21 protein-coding genes and 1 tRNA gene are annotated in these 16843 nt (G+C 69.7%); 20 read left to right on the plus strand and 2 right to left on the minus strand.

The annotated features are described in order from the left end of the window. Nucleotides 1–4 precede the first annotated feature (4 nt). The 6 genes from LUX31_RS32130 (at nucleotide 5) to LUX31_RS32155 (ending at nucleotide 5714) form a co-directional block, all read left to right on the plus strand. Nucleotides 5–730: a PIG-L deacetylase family protein gene (locus LUX31_RS32130; protein WP_235478812.1), complete on the plus strand. Its 726-nt coding sequence runs from the start codon at nucleotides 5–7 to the stop codon at nucleotides 728–730. Continuing rightward, nucleotides 727–1458 carry a WbqC family protein gene (locus tag LUX31_RS32135; RefSeq protein ID WP_235478813.1) on the plus strand — a complete coding sequence of 244 codons (732 nt, stop codon included), beginning with the start codon at nucleotides 727–729 and terminating at the stop codon, nucleotides 1456–1458. The genes LUX31_RS32130 and LUX31_RS32135 overlap by 4 nt, the downstream gene beginning before the upstream one ends. Next, nucleotides 1455–2561, plus strand: coding sequence for a glycosyltransferase family 4 protein (locus tag LUX31_RS32140; RefSeq protein WP_235478814.1), 1107 nt, complete (start codon nucleotides 1455–1457; stop codon nucleotides 2559–2561). The genes LUX31_RS32135 and LUX31_RS32140 overlap by 4 nt, the downstream gene beginning before the upstream one ends. Further along, entirely contained in the window at nucleotides 2558–4219 is a 1662-nt protein-coding gene (locus LUX31_RS32145; protein ID WP_235478815.1) for a proline--tRNA ligase, read from the plus strand. Before LUX31_RS32140 ends, LUX31_RS32145 begins: the two co-directional genes overlap by 4 nt. 199 nt (nucleotides 4220–4418) lie before the next feature. After that, nucleotides 4419–4493 (plus strand) — tRNA-Ala (locus tag LUX31_RS32150). A gap of 117 nt (nucleotides 4494–4610) precedes the next feature. Next, entirely contained in the window at nucleotides 4611–5714 is a 1104-nt protein-coding gene (locus LUX31_RS32155) for a UDP-N-acetylglucosamine--N-acetylmuramyl-(pentapeptide) pyrophosphoryl-undecaprenol N-acetylglucosamine transferase (RefSeq protein ID WP_235478816.1), read from the plus strand. A 3-nt stretch (nucleotides 5715–5717) separates the two neighbouring features. Here the strand turns inward: LUX31_RS32155 and LUX31_RS32160 are convergent, their stop codons facing one another. Then, a complete protein-coding gene (locus LUX31_RS32160) occupies nucleotides 5718–6110 on the minus strand; it encodes an HIT domain-containing protein (protein WP_235478817.1) in 393 nt (130 codons plus the stop codon). 123 nt (nucleotides 6111–6233) lie between these two features. Between LUX31_RS32160 and LUX31_RS32165 the strand changes: the two genes are divergently transcribed. The 3 genes from LUX31_RS32165 (at nucleotide 6234) to LUX31_RS32175 (ending at nucleotide 8101) form a co-directional block, all read left to right on the plus strand. Continuing rightward, nucleotides 6234–6968: a hypothetical protein gene (locus tag LUX31_RS32165; RefSeq protein WP_235478818.1), complete on the plus strand. Its 735-nt coding sequence runs from the start codon at nucleotides 6234–6236 to the stop codon at nucleotides 6966–6968. 329 nt (nucleotides 6969–7297) lie between these two features. Beyond that, nucleotides 7298–7825 (plus strand): peptidase, encoded by a 528-nt coding sequence (locus LUX31_RS32170; RefSeq protein ID WP_235478819.1) that lies wholly within the window; start codon nucleotides 7298–7300, stop codon nucleotides 7823–7825. A 24-nt stretch (nucleotides 7826–7849) separates the two neighbouring features. Then, nucleotides 7850–8101, plus strand: a complete 252-nt coding sequence (locus LUX31_RS32175; RefSeq protein WP_235478820.1) for a Mur ligase domain-containing protein — start codon at nucleotides 7850–7852, stop codon at nucleotides 8099–8101. 214 nt (nucleotides 8102–8315) lie between these two features. On the opposite strand, the gene LUX31_RS32180 is transcribed toward LUX31_RS32175, so the two are convergent. Continuing rightward, the gene (locus tag LUX31_RS32180; RefSeq protein ID WP_235478821.1) at nucleotides 8316–8564 is read right to left on the minus strand and encodes a hypothetical protein; all 249 of its coding nucleotides are present in this window, start codon (nucleotides 8562–8564) and stop codon (nucleotides 8316–8318) included. 233 nt (nucleotides 8565–8797) lie between these two features. On the opposite strand from LUX31_RS32180, the gene LUX31_RS32185 reads away from it, so the two are divergent. The 11 genes from LUX31_RS32185 (at nucleotide 8798) to LUX31_RS32235 (ending at nucleotide 16789) form a co-directional block, all read left to right on the plus strand. After that, nucleotides 8798–9211 carry a hypothetical protein gene (locus LUX31_RS32185; protein WP_235478822.1) on the plus strand — a complete coding sequence of 138 codons (414 nt, stop codon included), beginning with the start codon at nucleotides 8798–8800 and terminating at the stop codon, nucleotides 9209–9211. 266 nt (nucleotides 9212–9477) lie between these two features. After that, a complete protein-coding gene (locus LUX31_RS32190) occupies nucleotides 9478–10239 on the plus strand; it encodes a hypothetical protein (RefSeq protein WP_235478823.1) in 762 nt (253 codons plus the stop codon). A 261-nt stretch (nucleotides 10240–10500) separates the two neighbouring features. Continuing rightward, on the plus strand, nucleotides 10501–11067 hold the full coding sequence (locus LUX31_RS32195) for an SAF domain-containing protein (RefSeq protein WP_235478824.1): 567 nt from the start codon (nucleotides 10501–10503) through the stop codon (nucleotides 11065–11067). Between the two features lie 38 nt (nucleotides 11068–11105). Further along, nucleotides 11106–11903: a MinD/ParA family ATP-binding protein gene (locus LUX31_RS32200; RefSeq protein ID WP_235478825.1), complete on the plus strand. Its 798-nt coding sequence runs from the start codon at nucleotides 11106–11108 to the stop codon at nucleotides 11901–11903. Beyond that, nucleotides 11900–13351, plus strand: coding sequence for a CpaF family protein (locus LUX31_RS32205; RefSeq protein ID WP_328285709.1), 1452 nt, complete (start codon nucleotides 11900–11902; stop codon nucleotides 13349–13351). Before LUX31_RS32200 ends, LUX31_RS32205 begins: the two co-directional genes overlap by 4 nt. Beyond that, nucleotides 13330–14244 (plus strand): type II secretion system F family protein, encoded by a 915-nt coding sequence (locus LUX31_RS32210; RefSeq protein ID WP_235478826.1) that lies wholly within the window; start codon nucleotides 13330–13332, stop codon nucleotides 14242–14244. Before LUX31_RS32205 ends, LUX31_RS32210 begins: the two co-directional genes overlap by 22 nt. Next, the gene (locus LUX31_RS32215) at nucleotides 14245–15138 is read left to right on the plus strand and encodes a type II secretion system F family protein (protein ID WP_235478827.1); all 894 of its coding nucleotides are present in this window, start codon (nucleotides 14245–14247) and stop codon (nucleotides 15136–15138) included. Between the two features lie 31 nt (nucleotides 15139–15169). Next, nucleotides 15170–15355 (plus strand): hypothetical protein, encoded by a 186-nt coding sequence (locus LUX31_RS32220; RefSeq protein WP_235478828.1) that lies wholly within the window; start codon nucleotides 15170–15172, stop codon nucleotides 15353–15355. 11 nt (nucleotides 15356–15366) lie between these two features. Beyond that, complete coding sequence (locus tag LUX31_RS32225; protein WP_328285710.1) at nucleotides 15367–15834, plus strand: TadE/TadG family type IV pilus assembly protein; 468 nt, start codon at nucleotides 15367–15369, stop codon at nucleotides 15832–15834. Continuing rightward, entirely contained in the window at nucleotides 15831–16340 is a 510-nt protein-coding gene (locus LUX31_RS32230) for a TadE family protein (RefSeq protein WP_235478830.1), read from the plus strand. Before LUX31_RS32225 ends, LUX31_RS32230 begins: the two co-directional genes overlap by 4 nt. Next, nucleotides 16337–16789: a pilus assembly protein TadG-related protein gene (locus LUX31_RS32235; protein WP_235478831.1), complete on the plus strand. Its 453-nt coding sequence runs from the start codon at nucleotides 16337–16339 to the stop codon at nucleotides 16787–16789. Before LUX31_RS32230 ends, LUX31_RS32235 begins: the two co-directional genes overlap by 4 nt. Nucleotides 16790–16843: the final 54 nt, after the last annotated feature.

The following is a 16843-nucleotide window of genomic DNA, read 5'->3' on the forward strand; positions in this document are numbered from 1 at the left end:
GCCCGTGTCCACTACCTCCTCCAGCGCCTCGGCGGAGCGGGTGGTCGCCGTGGTCGCCCACCCGGACGACGCCGAGTTGCTGTGCTACGGCACGCTACGCACGGCCCGCGAGGCCGGTGCAGAGGTGTCAGTCGTCGTCGTCACCCACGGCGTGAACGGCGTATCGGTCGCCGACGCCGTCACCGGACGTCAACTCACCGAGGACGAGCGGGAGAAGGAGGTCACCGCCGCCTGGCACGACACCGGCGTCGACGTGGTCTTCCTCCACCTCACCGATGGCACGCTGGTCGCCGACCTCCACCTGATCTCCCTGGTGGAGGCCGAGTTGAACCGGCTTCAGTGCACGCTCCTTATCACCCACAGCCCGCGAGCGGCCAACGACCATCAGGATCACCTTGCCGTCGCCACAGCCGCCGCGAACGCCGGCGCCCGCGTGCCGACCTGTCACACCGTGCTCCACGGCGAACCCCACGCCCCCCGCTCCGGCTTCAGCCCCACCGTCCTCGTCGACATCACCGACGTCGTCGACGACAAGGTCTGTGCCCTGAACGCGCACCACAGCCAGGGCGGGCGCTGGTACCTGACCGAGGAGTACACCCGCCACCGCGCCGCCCAGGCCGGATGGTCACTCCGCCCCTCAGCCGCGGCTGCAGGGCGCGCCTTCGAGGCTTTCGAAACCACCCTGCTCACCCTCACCTTCGCTCCCTCGCGAGAGGACGCCCGGCCTTGATCTACATCGAACAGCCGCCGTTCGCCCCGTGGTTGGGGTTCTGCGAGGCCCTGCTCGGCTGCGACACGGTCGCCTTCTACGACGACGTGCAGTACACCCGGGGCGGGTGGCAGAACCGCAACCGCATCAAGACCGCCGACAAGATTACCTGGTTGACCGTGCCGGTCGTCCGGGAGACGGGCCAGCTCATCAAGGACACCCGGATCGCGCCCGCCTTCGACCCCGACTGGCTGCTGCGCCAGATCCGCCTCGCCTACGCCCGCACCGCCCACGTCGAGGAGGCTCTGAACGTGCTGCGGCCGGCGCTGACGGCTGGCCATGAGTACCTGGCGGACCTGAACATCGACTTGATCACTGCCCTTGCCACCGCGCTCGGCTCCCCGGCGCGTCTGCTGCGCACGTCCCAGATGAAGGTCACCGCCGACGGCAAGACCGAGCGGCTGGCCCAGATCTGCGCGGTTGCCGGGGAGCGCGTGCTGTGGGCCGGATCCGGCACCCGCGGCTACCTCGACACAGGCGAGCTGGGACGCCACCGGGTGTCTGTGCGGTGGAACGAGTTCGCCGACCGGCACCCGCAGTACGTCCAAGCGTGGCCCCGCCAGGGGTTCGTGCCGGGCCTGTCCGTCATCGACGCGGTGTGCGCCCTGGGGTGGGCAGGCACCGCCGCGCTGTTGCGCACCTCGTTCGAGGCCTACCTCCCGCACGCCGAGAAGGGAAGCGCGGCATGAACCGTCCGCTGATCATGACCGGGATCGACCTGCCGTTAGAGCCCTCGTGCGGGTCGACCATCTGGTGCAGCGACGTCTACCAGCGGCTCACCGCCGACTTCCGGGTGCTGTACCTGGGCCTGCCCGGCAGCGGCACCTGGAAGCACCACTTCCTCGAGACCGCCCTGCTCGCCGCCGGCAAACAGCCCTACGGCCCGGCCTTCGACGCCTACGCGGCCCAGCTGACCGACGAGGTCGCCGACCTGATCGGCGCCCACCGGCCGGACCTCATCCACGCCCAGCACCTCGGGTTCGGCCTCGCACTCGCCTTCGCCCGCGCGGCCGGCACCACCCCGGTGGTGTCCGTCGCGCACGGCACCGACGTCATCGCCGCCGCCGAAAGCGCGCAGGCCCTCGACGTGTTCACCGAGGTCGTGGCCGCCAGCACTAAGGTGATCGTCCCGACCACGGCCATGGGCTTCGAGGTGGACCGGCTCACCCGCCACGCCTACACCGACCGGCTGACAATCGTCCCCTGGGGTGTCCCGCTCCCGCCCGCGCCCACCGCAGCACCGACATCGGGGCACCGGCTGAACCTGCTCCACGCCGGCCGTCTCGACGCCAACAAAGCCACCGCCATCGGGATCGAGGCCCTCGCCCTCACCCGAGAACGGCATCACCTCACCGTGATCGGCAGCGGCAGCGAGCTGCCCGGACTGCAAAACCGCACCCGCACCCTCCGCCTGGGCGAGCGGGTCACCTTCGAGCCGTTCCTGCCGCGCGAGGAGCTGTGGGAGAGGTTCGCCGGATTCGACGCGTTCGTGTTCACCACTCGCCAGCTGGAGGCCTTCGGACTGGTCGCCGTCGAAGCCCAGGCTCACGGACTGCCCGTCCTCTACGGCGACCTGCCCGGCCTGGACCACACCCTCGGCGACGGCGGCATGGCCTACCAACCCGGCGACGCACCGGCGCTCGCCGCACTCATCGACCGCGTGGCAGCCGACGAGGCGCTGCGCCAGGACCTGCACAGCGCGGCTGCGGCCAACGCCCGTCGGCACGACCTCGCCAACACCGTCGCAGAGCTGACCCGCCTGTCCCGTTCCGTGATCGAGGGGCGCCGATGACCATCACTGCCCTGTATGCCAGCCGAATCTGGCCCCCGGTCCGACCCCGGGCCATCGACGGCACTGCTGGAACGCTTGACCTGATGTACGGCCTGGGCCTGATGGCCCGCACCGGCGCGACAGGCGTCCACACCCTCCTGCCGCTCGGGCTGCGCGTCCACGACCGGCTGTCGGCGATCACCCGGCAGGCTTTCGAGGACCTCGGCGCGCACACCTTCGCCGCCCCCACCCTGCAGAGCCGTCGGTTGTGGGAGGAGACCGGACGGTGGGACGCCTACCAGCGAGAAGGCGCCCTGCTGACCGTGCGCAGCTCCAGCGGCGAGGAAATGTGCCTCGCGCCGACCTCGGAGGAGATCACGGCCGCTACGGTCCGCGAGCACCTGCGCTCCTTCCGGGACCTGCCCGTACGGCTCTTCCTGAACACGAGAAAATTCCGGGACGAACTCGCCCCCCGCGGCGGACTCATGCGAGGCCGCGAGTTCACCATGGCCGACGCCTACACGGTCGACACGTCAGCCGACACGATGCGCGAGTCGGTGGACTTCCTCAACAACGCCTGCACCGCCGCCCTGACCGGCATGGGACTGAGCGGCGTGTTCCAGGCGCCGGCCGACGGAGGCGCCATCTCCGCCGGGCCCAGCACCGAACACCTCGTCCTGTCCGGTGCCGGGCAGAGCACCATCGTGGCCTGCAACCACTGTGGCAACCGCGGCGACGGAGCCGTCACGCCCGCGCGTCCCGCGCCGGCCCCTGCTGCTCCGGTCGTCAACGTCATCGGCTTCATCCTCACCTTCCCCGACGGCCGCATCCAGCCGGCCGCCGTAGCCGTCCGCTCCGACCTTCAGGTCAGTGCCCGCAAAGTCGCCGCCGCCACCGGCGCCTCGCGCGTCGTCCTTCTCAAGCCGCAGGACCTTCCCGGCTTCTTCGGCAAGGAGGCCGGAACCCTCACCCCGTGGGATGCCGCCAGTCCCGACACCTTCCTGCTGTTCGACCACTCCGCCGCCGACCTGGACGAGTTCGCGATCTCGGACGGAGCCGAGGGTCTGCGTACGGGCATGAACTGGGGAGGAGATCAGCACTTGCGCGCCCTGCAGCCCCTCGGCCACGATCTCGCCGACGCCGCGGACGGCAGCCGATGCACCCTGTGCCCCGGCACTCACCGCGCCGTACGCGCCGTCGAAGTCGCCCATGTCTTCGAGCTGGGCACCCAGTACTCCCAGCCCCTGAAACTCACCTTCACCGACCGCACCGGACACCACGCCACCCCGTGGATGGCCTGCTCCGGCATCGGCATCACACGCTGCATGCAGACCGTCGCCGACCTGCACCGAGACCAGCACGGCCTGCGCTGGAAGCACGGAACCGGGCCGGCCGACATCCACCTCGCCGTGCTCCGCGCCGACCAGCCGCACATGCGCGAACATGCCGACCGGCTCGTGAAAGACCTCGCAACCCGGGGCCTGAGTTGCTTCGTCGACGACCGGCCCCTGCACGCCGGAGAGAAGCTCCGCTACGCCCGCCTGCTGGGGCTGCCGTACACCGCCGTGCTCTCCCCCGACCGCCCCGCCCAGGAGATCGAGGTCATCAGCCGCTGGACTGGACGCACTACCACCGTTACTGAATCCAGCCACATTCCCCCGATCATCACCGGCGGATAAGACCAGGAGCCCGCAACCAGTCATCTGGAAATAGCGTCGTCGGAATACCCCGTCTTGGCGGCGCTATTCGGCATGCTCGCACGCAGAGACTCGCCCGCCAATTCAAGCAAGTGAGCGATGGCGAAAACCCTGACGAGATTCCGGCGATCGGTTGACGCCCCGACGCGGCGACCCCTAGCTTGATACCCATCACAGCAAACGGGTCGTAGCTCAACGGTGGAGCACGGCAAAAGCATTGCCAAGGAGCCTGGTTCAAGTCCGGCCGACCCGACCAGCCCAGTCGCCGCTCCGCGCCCGATGCGATCCTCGACAGGCACCGGGCACGCGATAGCACTGAAGAAAACACCGACCGCCAGCACAACAAGATCACGCAAACCCGGAAACGGTATTGATGATAATTGCAATCACCGGCGGCGGCAGCGCCGGTCACGTCGTTCCCGCTCTTTCCGTCGCCGCCCAGCTCACCGCACAGGGCGCGAACGAACTCGTGTACTTCGGGCGCAAGGGAAGCATCGAGAACGAGTACGCGGACAAGGCCCATATCCGTTTCTGTTCCGTGCCGTCCGCCGGATTGACGCGCTACCGCTCGTTGGGCAACCTGCGGATGCCCTTTACCGTCCTGCGCGGCATCGGCGCCGCATGGCGGGCCATGGGGCGCGAGCGCCCCGACGTGGTGTTCTCCAAGGGCGGCTACGTCACCGTCCCTGTGGGCATCGCCGCCTGGCTGCGCCGGGTCCCTGTCGTGATCCACGAGTCCGACCACTCACTCGGACTCGCGAACCGGATCCTCGCACGCATGGCGACCCGTGTCTGTCTCTCCGAACCGGCCGGCCAGACGACGCCGCGCTGGCTCGCCAGGAAGACGGTCGTCACCGGCCTGCCTCTGCGGCACGACCTCGCCGAGGGCAACCCGGACCGGCTGCGCAGCCGGCTCGGGATCGCGGCCGGCGCAGAGGTGCTGCTGGTCTTCGGCGGCAGCAGCGGCTCCGACCGCATCAACGACGCCGTACGCAGCCAACTGGACAAGCTCCGCAGCCGGTTCGCAGTGATTCACCTATGCGGCCAGGGCAAACGCGACCCGTCCCTCGACAATGCGTCCGGCTACTGGCAGTTCGAGTACCTGCACGAGGAGATGCCCGACGCACTGTGGCTGGCCGACCTGGTCATCGGCAGGGCCGGGGCAACGACCCTGGCCGAACTAGAGACGCTCGGCACACGCGCCGTCCTCATCCCTCTGCCGGCGAGCGTCAGCCGCGGCGACCAACTCGTCAACGTCGAGGCGTACGCACGCCGTCAGGAAGGGAGGTGTCTCGTCGTCCACGACGACCAGGCACTGACCGGCGGCGCCGTGCTCACCGACGCCGTATTCCACCTGGCCGACGCCCCTGTGGAGTCCCGCCGGCCGGATCCGAACGCGACCCACGAGGCGGCTGGCCGCATCGCGCAAGAGACCCTCGCCGCCGCGCGTCCGCGGCGCCAACGCCCCGGTCTGTAGGCGTCAGTCGTCGCCGTGGCCGTACATCCCGAGGATCTCCTCGTCGGTCTCGCCACGGTGGACGACGTGCACATGCAGGTGCTTGGACTCCTGGTACTTGCCCACGTTCGTGATCACCGAGGCGGCACCGTGCTGCTCGGTGACCTGAGCCGCCACCTTGGCCGCCACGTCCATGACCTCCGCCAGCAGCTCCGGGCCGCCGTCCCCAAGGTCCACCAGCGACGGAATGTGCTCCTTGGGCACCACCACGATGTGCACCGGGTGTGACGGCCGGGTGTGGTGAAACGCCAGCACCCGGTCCGTCTCCATAACCCGCTCGATCTCCACGAGGCCGGGAATGGCCTGGTGGCAGTAGAAATCCGAGACCTTGGCGGGGGCCACAGCAGCAGTGGTCACAGTTCGTCACTTTCCATATCTGTCGGTGATCTAGGTGCAAGATTACTGCCCTGCCACACAGCGCACCTGCCGAACACCCGCCCCGTCCACCTCCGAACACCGCAACGAAAAGGGAAATACCGCGTGGCCCCGTCTGTACTCGAAGTCCCCTCCGGGGCACACGAGTTCGTCCCGATACCGGTGCAGCGCGAAGCCGCCGCCATGGCCGAGCGCACCGGCGCCGAGCCCTTCATCGAGCACAAGTCGACAAGCGTCATCCATGTCAGCCACACGAACGGCCGGCTACGGGTCGAGGTCGCATTCCGACGGGGCAGCCGAGGATGGCAACAGTCCGGCGGCCGACTCCTCAAGGACGGGAAACCTCAGGAGTGCATGGACGTCTGGGCCAGATACAACGAATTGGCGGAGAGTTTGCCACCGACCGCCGACGGGCCCGCCCAACTCCCCGTCCTGCCCCCGCTCGGCGAGGACGAGTTCCCGACAGAGATTCAGCACAGCCTTGCCCTCCTCCGCCAACGCCTGTGCGGGAGAAGTGACGTAGCCGTCCACGTCGGTCAGGACGACAAGGGCAGGTACATACTCGTGATGGCCTCCCCGAACGCAACCGTGCACATGGTTTTCGAGACCCAGCGGCGACACGGCCGCAAGGGTGCCAAACCCGCCGGAACCGACCCGATCCGCGTGGTGACCGCGGACGGCAGGGATCTCACCGACGAGGCCAACGGCAAGCTGAAGAAGGCCCTGAGCCAATTGCTCGCCGCGCCTCCGGGATCAGGCGGCGGAGCCGACGCGGGTGGCGCCCAGGAAGCACAGGCTGGCGGGCCGTCGTCCCGCAAGGGCACCGTCCTGCGGCTGTAAGCCCCGGGTGAGTATCGGGAATTAGGGGTAGCGTGACGATCTCCATTCCGGTTCGGGCTCTACGGTCCTCGGCATGCCTGTTGAGTACCTGTCTGCCGAGTAAGAGGCCCGCTAGGGCCGGTTCGCCACCGAGCCGCCCCGGGGAACTGGAGCAGTTCTTCCTTCTGGCCAAGAAGGCGCTGGGTCTGGCGCGGGCGAAGCGCCGTCCGGCGACGAGACGGGGGTGGGCCGTGTAGTGGAGCCCGGTGCGGATGCGGCCCCATCGCGTACGACGGGCACGACCCCGCCTGGCAGAGCACCGGAGCACCGTCCCGGACCATCTACGGCCGATGGTGTCGGAACATGTGCGGCATGGCCTGCCTGCGCTCCTGCACCGCGACGGCCACGCCCCCGATCTGTTCGAACTCCTCGCCGGGGCCCGCCACTTCGGCGCCTACGTCCGGGAGACCGACGGGATCAAGGGCCTGATCTACCGGCCGTTCGCCGAGTACGTGGAGCACACGTACCGCATCCCGGCCGCCGTCCACCCTGAGCTGGACCTCGACGGCCTCGCCGCGCTCCTGGACGACGGGCACATGGTGATGGCCTCTGTCTCCAAGGAGATCCGCCGGCCCGAGCACGACCCCGAGCGGCGCGGAGGACACCTCGTCCTGGCCATCGGCCGCACGCAGGGCCAGATCGTCTTCCGGAACCCGAGCGGACACACCCCCCAGGCCCTGGCCCCGGTCATGCCCATGGACCGCTTCGGCGACTTCTTCGCAGGCCGCGGCATCTCGCTCGATGTCCGCCGCACCGTACAGAACCCGCCTGCCCGGACCTCTGTGTCCGGCCCGGTAGCGTCCCGATCAACCACCTGAGCAGGGAGAACCACGTTGTACCCGATGTCCTTGACCCATATCGCCAACGTCGTCGGCGGCCGGCTCGCCGATGTCTTCGACCCCGACGCCCTGGTCACGCAGCCCGCTGGGTTCGACTCCCGCGACGCTGTGCCCGGTTCACTGTTCCTCGCCCTGACCGGCCAGCACACCGACGGCCACGCCTACGCCGAGGCAGCCTTCAAGAACAGAGCCTCGGCATCGGCCCAGCTCGTAGTCTGCTCGTCCTCTTGGACCCACAGGAACACCGCACCCTGACCGCGAACGCCGCAGCCGCGAACATGCCTGTCGAGCAATACGCCCACGCGCTGCTCCGCATGGCCCTCTCACAATCGTCGGTTCCACAGCCTGCTCAATTCCGCCAGCAAGAGGTGTGACGCCTGGGAAACCCCCGACTCGCGACCGCGATGGGCCCGGAGCACCTGGGAGCGATCCCGAAGCTCTGTGTTAATCCTGAACCGGAAATAGCGCATCAACCTGGCAAAGTGGCGCAAAGGGAGGATGGTGAGCGGTCGTCTGAAGTTCCTGCAGCAACGTGGCGCTGCGTGCCGGTGAGGCTGAAGTTGCCTGCCCTTCTGTCGATCAAATCGCAATGCGCGCTTCCCGATAAGGTAAAGAATTCGCCAGTGATCCGTTCCCGCTTTGAAGTTGGAGCACGTGAGGCGGCGTTCGCACCTTGCAGTGGGAACGGGGCAAAGCGATAGATGTGGAAGCTGTTCATGTGCCGGATGACGGGATCTGCATCGTTCGCGGGGTGATGTGACTGTGGATGTCTTAGGAGTACGTACGGTTGCCGGGCTGATCGCCCGGAGGTTGGGCACGGCGGTCCTGACGTTGCTGATCGCTGGCTGTAGTGCGACGGGGTCGACTGGTCCGAAATCGCAGGGAGGGAACAGGACGCCCGCTGGCTCGGCGAACGAGTCGGCGTCCGGGTCCTCGCCTTCAGCCTCCTCCGTGGCGATCGCGCGCTCGCAGGCGAAGGCGGCGTACTTGGGGATGTGGCGGGACATGGCGCAGGCGGGGACGACGTCAGACTGGAACTCGCCGAAGCTGGCGCAGTACGCGACAGGTACCGCGCTGTCGGCGATCTCGCGCGGGATGTACGCAGATCACCTCAATGGCTTGGTGACGAAGGGTGTACCGAAGAACGATCCGAAGGTGAGTTCGTCGGCGCCCGCAGCGAACCCGACGACGGTCATGATCTCCGACTGTGGTGATTCGACGCGCTGGCTGAAGTACCGGAAGGACAACGGCAAGCTCGCGGACGGCAAGCCCGGTGGGCGACAGGCGATCACGGCCGAGGTGAAGAACGTCAACGGCGCCTGGAAGGTCACGCGCTTTGCGGTCGAGGCGGTGGGCTCGTGTTGAGGCGAGCAGCTTTCGCCGCGGGCCTGTCCCTGATCGTCGTGATGGCCGCTGTGGCGCCCGCGTTCGGCGACAGCGGGTGGGGTTCGGTGGAGTGTGACCAGAACCCGCATCCCGGATGTGAGCTCGGTGCGGGATCGGGCGGCCCGGACGGCGCGCCTCCACAGGCCCGCGAAGGTTCCTCCGGCTCGGGAGGTACATCCAGTGTCGGAGGGAACAGCGGATCCGGTGGCCAGGAGGAGCCGGAGTTCTCGAACCCGGATTTGAACTTGGCCGATTGTTCGTACCAGCGCAGTGACTACGAGCCTCCGCCCGGGGTGGCCCTGGCCGCGTACGAGGTCGGGTCGGGCGGTGGTGGGGCGGTGGTGGCGGTGTCCGCGGCGTACTCCCCGGCCACGCCGTCCGCAGTGGTGCCGGTGGCTGACCCGAAGCCGGGGGAGTCGGGGGCGTGGTACGTGTACCGGTGCGAGGCGGGCGGGGTACGCGATGCGGTGTACCGGCCGCCGGTCTGGATTCCGGATGCCCCTCAGGAGGGCGGCGGGGATCCACTGCCGACGCCGGCACAGTTGGCGCAGGCGGCACGCGAGCAGTTGCGGTTGCCGTCTCCGCGGATCCAGGCGAGTCCGGCGGATGAGCAGTTGGTGAACCTGCCGACCTGGTTGTGGCTGGAGCGCGGCGGCTGGGGAGCGGTGTCGGCGACGGCGTCGGTGCCCGGGGTGTCGGTGACGGCCGTGGCGCGGCCGACATCCGTGGACTGGACGATGGGCGACGGCCACTCGGTGACATGCACCGGACCTGGGACGCCGTACGGGGCGAGCGCGAGTCCGAAGAGCCCGTCCCCGGACTGCGGTTACACCTACCGCACCACTTCCGCGGGTCGGCCGGACAGCGCCTTCGCGGTCTCGGCGACTGTGCACTGGACGGTGACCTGGGCTGGTGCCGGTCAGAGCGGCGTCTTTCCCGGTATGACGACCACGTCGGACGCGGACTTCCGCGTCGCGGAGAGCCAGGCCCTGAACAACGGCGGCTGACGCCGAATTGAGCCTCCGCCCTGTCGGCTGACGGCGGGGAGCGACAACCCCTATTCGTGATCTTGTTCACCGCGTCGGCGGCGCGGTGAGGTGAAGTCCTGTGCCGGAAGGTGGCAGTTGGTGAGTACCCGTACGTCTACGTATTCGGATTCGTCCAGTCCGGGGAGCACGTCTCCCGCGGGTTGGGCAGGTCGCGGTAGTGGGAAGCCTCCGGCGCGGATGGCTGGTGTGCCGAGGCCGCGTCGGCTTCCGTACCTGTTGGTGGGAGTACTGCTGGTCCTGGGGTGCACGGCAGGCGGTGTCGTGGTGGCGATGAGAGCCGGCCATCAGGAACCGGTGCTGGTGCTGGCCCGCGCGGTCGCGGTCGGGCAGGCGCTGTCCGAGCAGGACTTGCGGGAGGAGAGCCTGTCGGCCGACAGCGGGGTGGCGTTCGTCCCGGCGCGGTCGCGGGCCAGGGTGGAGGGACGGCCTGTCGCCTACAGCCTGCCGGCGGGAACCCCGCTGACTGAGAACGTGCTGGGGGAGGCCCGTGTCCCACCGGCCGGGCGGGCGGTGGCCGCCGTGGGGTTGAAGGCGGGTCAGTTCCCGCCGGGTGTACAGCCCGGCAATCGCGTGGCGGTGGTGGTGGCTCCCTCTGGTGATAGCACTGCCGGCTCGGCCTCGCCGCCGACGTCGGTGTGGGGTGCTTCGGTGACCGACGTGCGCGGTGACAGCGCGGATCAGACGACGGTGATCTCGCTGCAGATGGCCCAGGAGGATGCCCGCCGCCTGGCCGCGGCACCGGCGGGCCAGATCAGCGTGGTCGTGGTGCCTGGAGGCGCCCCGTGATGCTGGTGGCGTTGTGCAGTCTGAAGGGCTCCCCGGGCGTGACGACGAGTGCTCTGGGATTGGCAGCGGGGTGGCCGTCCGCCGGGCAGCCGGTGGTTGTCGAGTGCGATCCGGCGGGCGGCGATCTGGTGGCCCGTTTCCGGCTGGAGACGGCTCCGGGGCTGATGAGCCTGGCGGCGGCCGCCCGGCACAGCACGGAGACGGGGCTGATCTGGCAGCACACCCAGCGGCTGCCGGGCGGACTGCCGGTGATCGTGGGCCCGACCGGTGCGATCCAGGCGGGTGCGTCGCTCGCCCAGCTCGTCCAGAGTGGAACGAGGGTGCTGCGGCGGGCCGCTGACCGCGCCGGCACGGTGGTGATCGCCGACTGCGGGCGCCTCGCTCCGGACTCTCCGGCGCTGGAGGTGGTGCGCGAGGCCGACGTCACGCTACTGCTGGCCCGTGCCCGTGACGACGCCCTGGCCCATGTGGCCACGCAGTGGCACACGGCGGAACGCTGGTCACAGCGCCCCTGTTTCGTGCTGGTCGGCGATGGCTATCCGACCGACGAGATCGCGCGGGAGCTGGACGTCGAGGTGATGGCTCGCATCCCTGACGACTCGAAAGGCGCTGCCGCACTGGGCGGACAACCCGGGCGGCGCGCGGCACCGGCCCGTTCGCCACTGGGTCAGGCCATGGCCCGCCTCGCTGCGTTGACCGAGTCCCGCGCCTTTACCCCTCCCGCCTGGGTCCAGCGGGCGCAGGCTGCTGGCCTCGACCCCCGGCGACAGTCCGTCGACACGCTGAAACGCCAGGCCGACGACTGGAGGCAGGCAGGGAGTGAGGCGCCGAGATGACCGGACCGGACAAGACGTACGTGGCCTTGCCGTACGGGGGAGGGACCCCGTCGCCGGACGGACCTGGGCAGCCGCCCACCCGCCCGGCAATGGTGAGCGGCCTTGGGGCGCGCCGGGTGCAGGTCGGGCCGCCTGCCGAGCGGCTGCGCATCCACTTGCGGCAGCAGCTCTCGGTGCGGATGTCGCAGCAGATCCGCGACGACGACGCGGCCGGCCGGCCCACGATGAGCGATGCCGACCGCCTGGCCCTGGCGGGGAAGATCCTTAACGACGCCGCCGAGGAATACACCCAGAGGATGCTGTCCGGCGGAGGGGAGGTGGTGGCGCCGGACGTCGAGCAGATGGTCATCACCACCGTCCTGAACGAGGTGTTCGGCCTGGCCGGCCTGGAGCCGCTGCTCAACGACCCGCAGATCGAGAACATCAACGTCACCGGTGACCGCGTCTTCGTCCGGTACGCCGACGGCCGCCGCGACCGCCTGCCGCCGGTCGTCGGATCGGACAGGGAGTTGGTGCAGCTCATCCGGGACCTGGCGGCCCGCAGCGGGCTGGAGGAACGCCGCTTCGACCGGGGCAGCCCCGGCGTGAACTTCCAACTGCCCGGAGGGGAGCGGGCGTTCGCCGTGATGGCGGTCACCGCCCGGCCGTCGCTGTCGATCCGCCGGCACCGCTTCCAGCACGCGACCCTGGCCCAGTTGCGTGCCGGTGGCACCGTGGACCGGGGTCTGGAGTCCTTGCTGGCGGCGATGGTCCGCGCGCGCAAGAACATCCTGATCACCGGCGGGACCGCGATCGGGAAGACCACGATGCTGCGCGCCCTGGCCGCCGAGATCCCGTCCTGGGAGCGGCTGGTCACCATCGAGGACGTCTTCGAACTCGGCCTGGACGCCGATGCTCAGGCCCACCCGGATGTGGTGGCCATGCAGTCGCGTGAAGCGAACATTGAGGGTCAGGGCGCGGTGAGCCAGGCCGAGTTGGTGCGCTGGGCGCTGCGGATGTCCCCGGATCGGGTGATCGTCGGTGAGGTCCGCGGGCCCGAGGTCATCCCGATGTGCAACGCGATGTCCCAGGGCAACGACGGCTCCATGGGCACCTTGCACTCCTCCACCAGCCGGGGGGCGTTCACCAAGCTGGCCGCCTACGCCGTCCAGGGCCCGGAGCGGCTGCCGCTGGAGGCCACCAACCTCCTGGTGGCCAACGCGCTCGACTTCGTCGTCCACCTGGACAAACCTCGCGGCCACGATGGACGGCGCGTGGTGTCCTCCATCCGGGAGATCGTCGACGCCGACGACAAGCAGATCGTCTCCAACGAAGTTTTCCGCCCCGGCCCCGATCTGCGGGCCGTACCGGGCGCACCGCTGCGCACCGAGACCCTGGAGGACCTGGTCGCCGTCGGCTTCAACCCCGAGGCGACCAGCCGGCCCGAGTGGCAGCGGCGGCCATCGTGAACGGCTACGTGCTCGTGATGGGCCTGCTGGGACTCGGCGCCGGTGGCGGCCTCGTGCTCCTGATCCGTGTGTGGCGGGAACCCGCCACGGCTGCCGGTCCGGCTCGCCCGCGGCGGCGCGAGCCACGGCGTCACGCTGGGCGCTGGCTGGCAGCCGCAGCCGGAGCGGGGCTGCTGGTCGGGGCCGTCACCGGCTGGGTGGTCGGCGCATTGCTGGCGGCGATGGGCGCCTGGAGCCTGCCACGGATCCTCGGTTCCAGCCCGGCCGAACGCGATCAGACCGCCCGGATCGAAGGCATCGCCGGATGGACGGAAATGCTCCGCGACACCCTCGCCGCCGCAGCCGGACTGGAACAGACCATTCTGGCCACCGCCCCCGCCGTACCAAAGGCCATCCGACCCCAGATCGCGGACCTGGCCACCCGGCTGGAGCGCGGGGAGAGTCTGAGCACCGCCCTGCGACACCTGGCGGACGACCTGGCCGACCCGACCGCCGACCTCGTGATCGCCGCGCTGACCTTGGCCTCGGAGCACCAGTCGAGGCAACTCGCGGCGCTGCTGGGCGAACTCGCGGCCACGGCCCGCGCGCAGGTGGAGATGCGCCATCGGGTCGAGGCCAGCCGCACCCGTACCCGCACCACCCAGCGCGTAGTCGTGATCACCACCCTGACCTTCGCGGGCGCCCTCATCCTCTTCAACCCCCAATTCCTCACCCCCTACGACTCCGTGGCCGGGCAATTGATCCTGCTTCTGATCGGCGGCCTGTTCACCATCGCCTTCGTCTGGCTGCGCCGCATGGCCCGCATCGAGGAGCCGGAACGGTTCTTCGCCGGGCTCGAACCCACCAGCCCGGCATCCGATGCTGGTGCGACCGCGCAGCAGGAGGTGATCTGAATGACCGTCCTTGTGCTGCTGGCCGCCGGCGTTGGTCTGGGCCTGTGGTCGCTGATGGTGTGGCTCGTCCCGCCCCGACCGCCCCTGGCCGCGCTGCTCACCCGGCTGAACACCACGCCCGAGCCTCCGCCGATCCTCACCGCCGACAGCGGTGGCTGGGCCGTACGGCTTGGCAGCCCGTTCACCAGCCTGCTGCGCGCCGTCGGCCTGCCCGGCCACACGGTCAGCCAGGACCTCGCCATCGCCGAACGCTCCCCCGAAACGCATCTGGCGGAGAAGGCCGCACTCGCCCTGACCGGGCTCCTGCTGCCCGCCACGGTCGGCGTGCTGCTGACTCTGGGAGGCCGCCCGCTGCCCTGGCCCATCCCGCTGGCCGGCTCACTGGCCCTGGCGGCCGGCGGCTTCCTCCTGCCGGACGCGACGGTACGCGCCGAGGCTGAACGGCGCCGGGAAGCCTTCCGCCACGCCCTGGGCGCCTACCTGAACCTCATCCACATCCTGCTCGCGGGAGGCGCCGGAGTCGACGGCGCCCTCACCGATGCGGCCGGCATCGGACACGACTGGTCCTTTCGGCAACTGCGCCGCGCCCTGAACACCGCCCGCCTCACCCGCACTTCCCCCTGGGTGACGCTCGGGCAACTCGGCGAGGAGCTCCAGATCAGCGAACTGACCGAACTCGCCGCCGCACTGTCCCTGGCGGGCACCGAGGGCGCCAAAGTACGCGCCTCACTGGCCGCCAAGGCCGCTGCCATGCGCCAACGCAGCGGCGCCGAGGCCGAAGGTAAAGCCAACGCCGCCACCGAGCGGATGGCCCTGCCCGGCATCCTCATGGCCTTCGGCTTCATCCTCTTCGTCTTCTATCCCGCCCTGACTCAGATCACGAACTCACTGTGACCAGCCGCCGACCGCCCGAAGGGAAGCACTGATGTCCCTGCCACATTCGCTCGCAGCCCACACCCGATCCCTGATCCATCGCCTTGCCGACGACGACCGCGGGGTCACCACGGAGCACGTCATCTGGATCGCGGGCCTCTCCGCTCTCGCCCTCACCATCGTCGGCATCTTCGGCCCGGAGATCACCGCCGCGGCGAAGAACGTGGTGTTCAAGTAGGCCGTGCTGACATGAAGTTGTTCACTGAACCCGGACAGCAACAGCGTGGCTGTCGAGCAGCCTGCGCCGGAACTTGCCGTCGCACGGGACTCCTGCGGGACGAGCGGGGAGCGGTCACCACCGAGATGGTGATCATCATGCCGGCACTGCTCACCATGGTGCTGCTGCTCGCGCAGGCCACTGTCTGGTGGCACGCCGTCCACATCGCCCAGGCCACCTCCGCCCACGCCCTGGCCGTCACCCGCGTTCAGGACGGCACCGCCGCCGACGGCCAGGTCGAGGCCCGGCGGGTCCTCGACCAGCTCGGCCACGGACCGCTGCAGGGCACGGACGTCACCGTTACCCGGACAACCGACCGTGCCGAGGTCCAGGTCACTGGAATCGCCACCAGTGTCGTTCCGTTCCTGCACCTGCCGGTGCGCACTCATGCGTCCGGCCCCGTCGAACAGTTCCGCCCGCCTGCCCAGGGGGCGCCGTGAGACGCCCTCCGCGCACCGCTGATCCAGGCGCGGTCGAGCGCCGGTGGCAGCACGCCGACGGCCGAGGCGCCCGAGTGCAGCATGACGCGCGCGGATCGGTGACGGTCGAACTGGTACTGACCATCCCCGTCCTGCTGCTGATGCTGTGGTTCCTGGTCTACTGCGGGAGGTTGTCCGACACCCGGCTGCAGATCGAGGACGCCGCCCACCAGGCCGCCCGCGCTGCCACCCTGGACCGCACCCGGTCAGCCGCCGCGGCCGACGCCCGCTCGACCGCGGCCTCCGCCTTGAGTGACGCTGGCGTCACGTGCCAGAGCCTGTCCGTCACCACCCGAGGAACCCTTCAAGCCGGGTCCACCGCCACCGTCACTGTCTCGTGCACCGTCGGCTTGCACGACTTGGCTCTGCTCCAGGTACCGGGCACCACCACGCTCACTGCCGAGTTCGCATCACCGGTCGACGTCTACCGCTCGACCACGACGACCGCAGGAGGCGGCACATCGTGAGAACGCCGTACGGTCTGTCGCCCCGCCTGCGAGGCCTTGCCCATGACGAGAACGGCCAGGTAACCCCGTTCGTCGTCATCCTCGCGCTCGCGATCGTGATGTTCGCCGGCCTCGTCCTGGACGGCGGCCTCGCCCTGGCCGCCAAGGTCCGAGCTATGGGCGAAGCCCAGGAAGCCGCCCGCTCCGGCGCCCAGGCACTGGACCTGGCCGCGTACCGCGACTCCAGCACCGTGCGCCTCGTCCCCGGCCAGGCCCGCACCCTGGCCCAGACCTACCTCGCTACCACCGGCGACACCGGAACGGTCACCGTCGCCGGGGACACGGTCACGGTGACCGTCACCGCCCACCAGAACACCCAACTCCTCGGCCTGCTCGGCCTTGACTCCCTCACTGTGACCGGCACCGGCTCCGCCCACCCAGCCCGCGGTATCACCACCCCCGAACCCTGACGAGGCCCGGCCATGCCCGCACGCCGACACCCTCCCCGCCCCGGGCCAGCCCGA

The sequence above is a fragment of the Streptomyces sp. GQFP genome (genome assembly GCF_021545335.1).
In the GTDB taxonomy this organism is placed as follows: domain Bacteria; phylum Actinomycetota; class Actinomycetes; order Streptomycetales; family Streptomycetaceae; genus Streptomyces.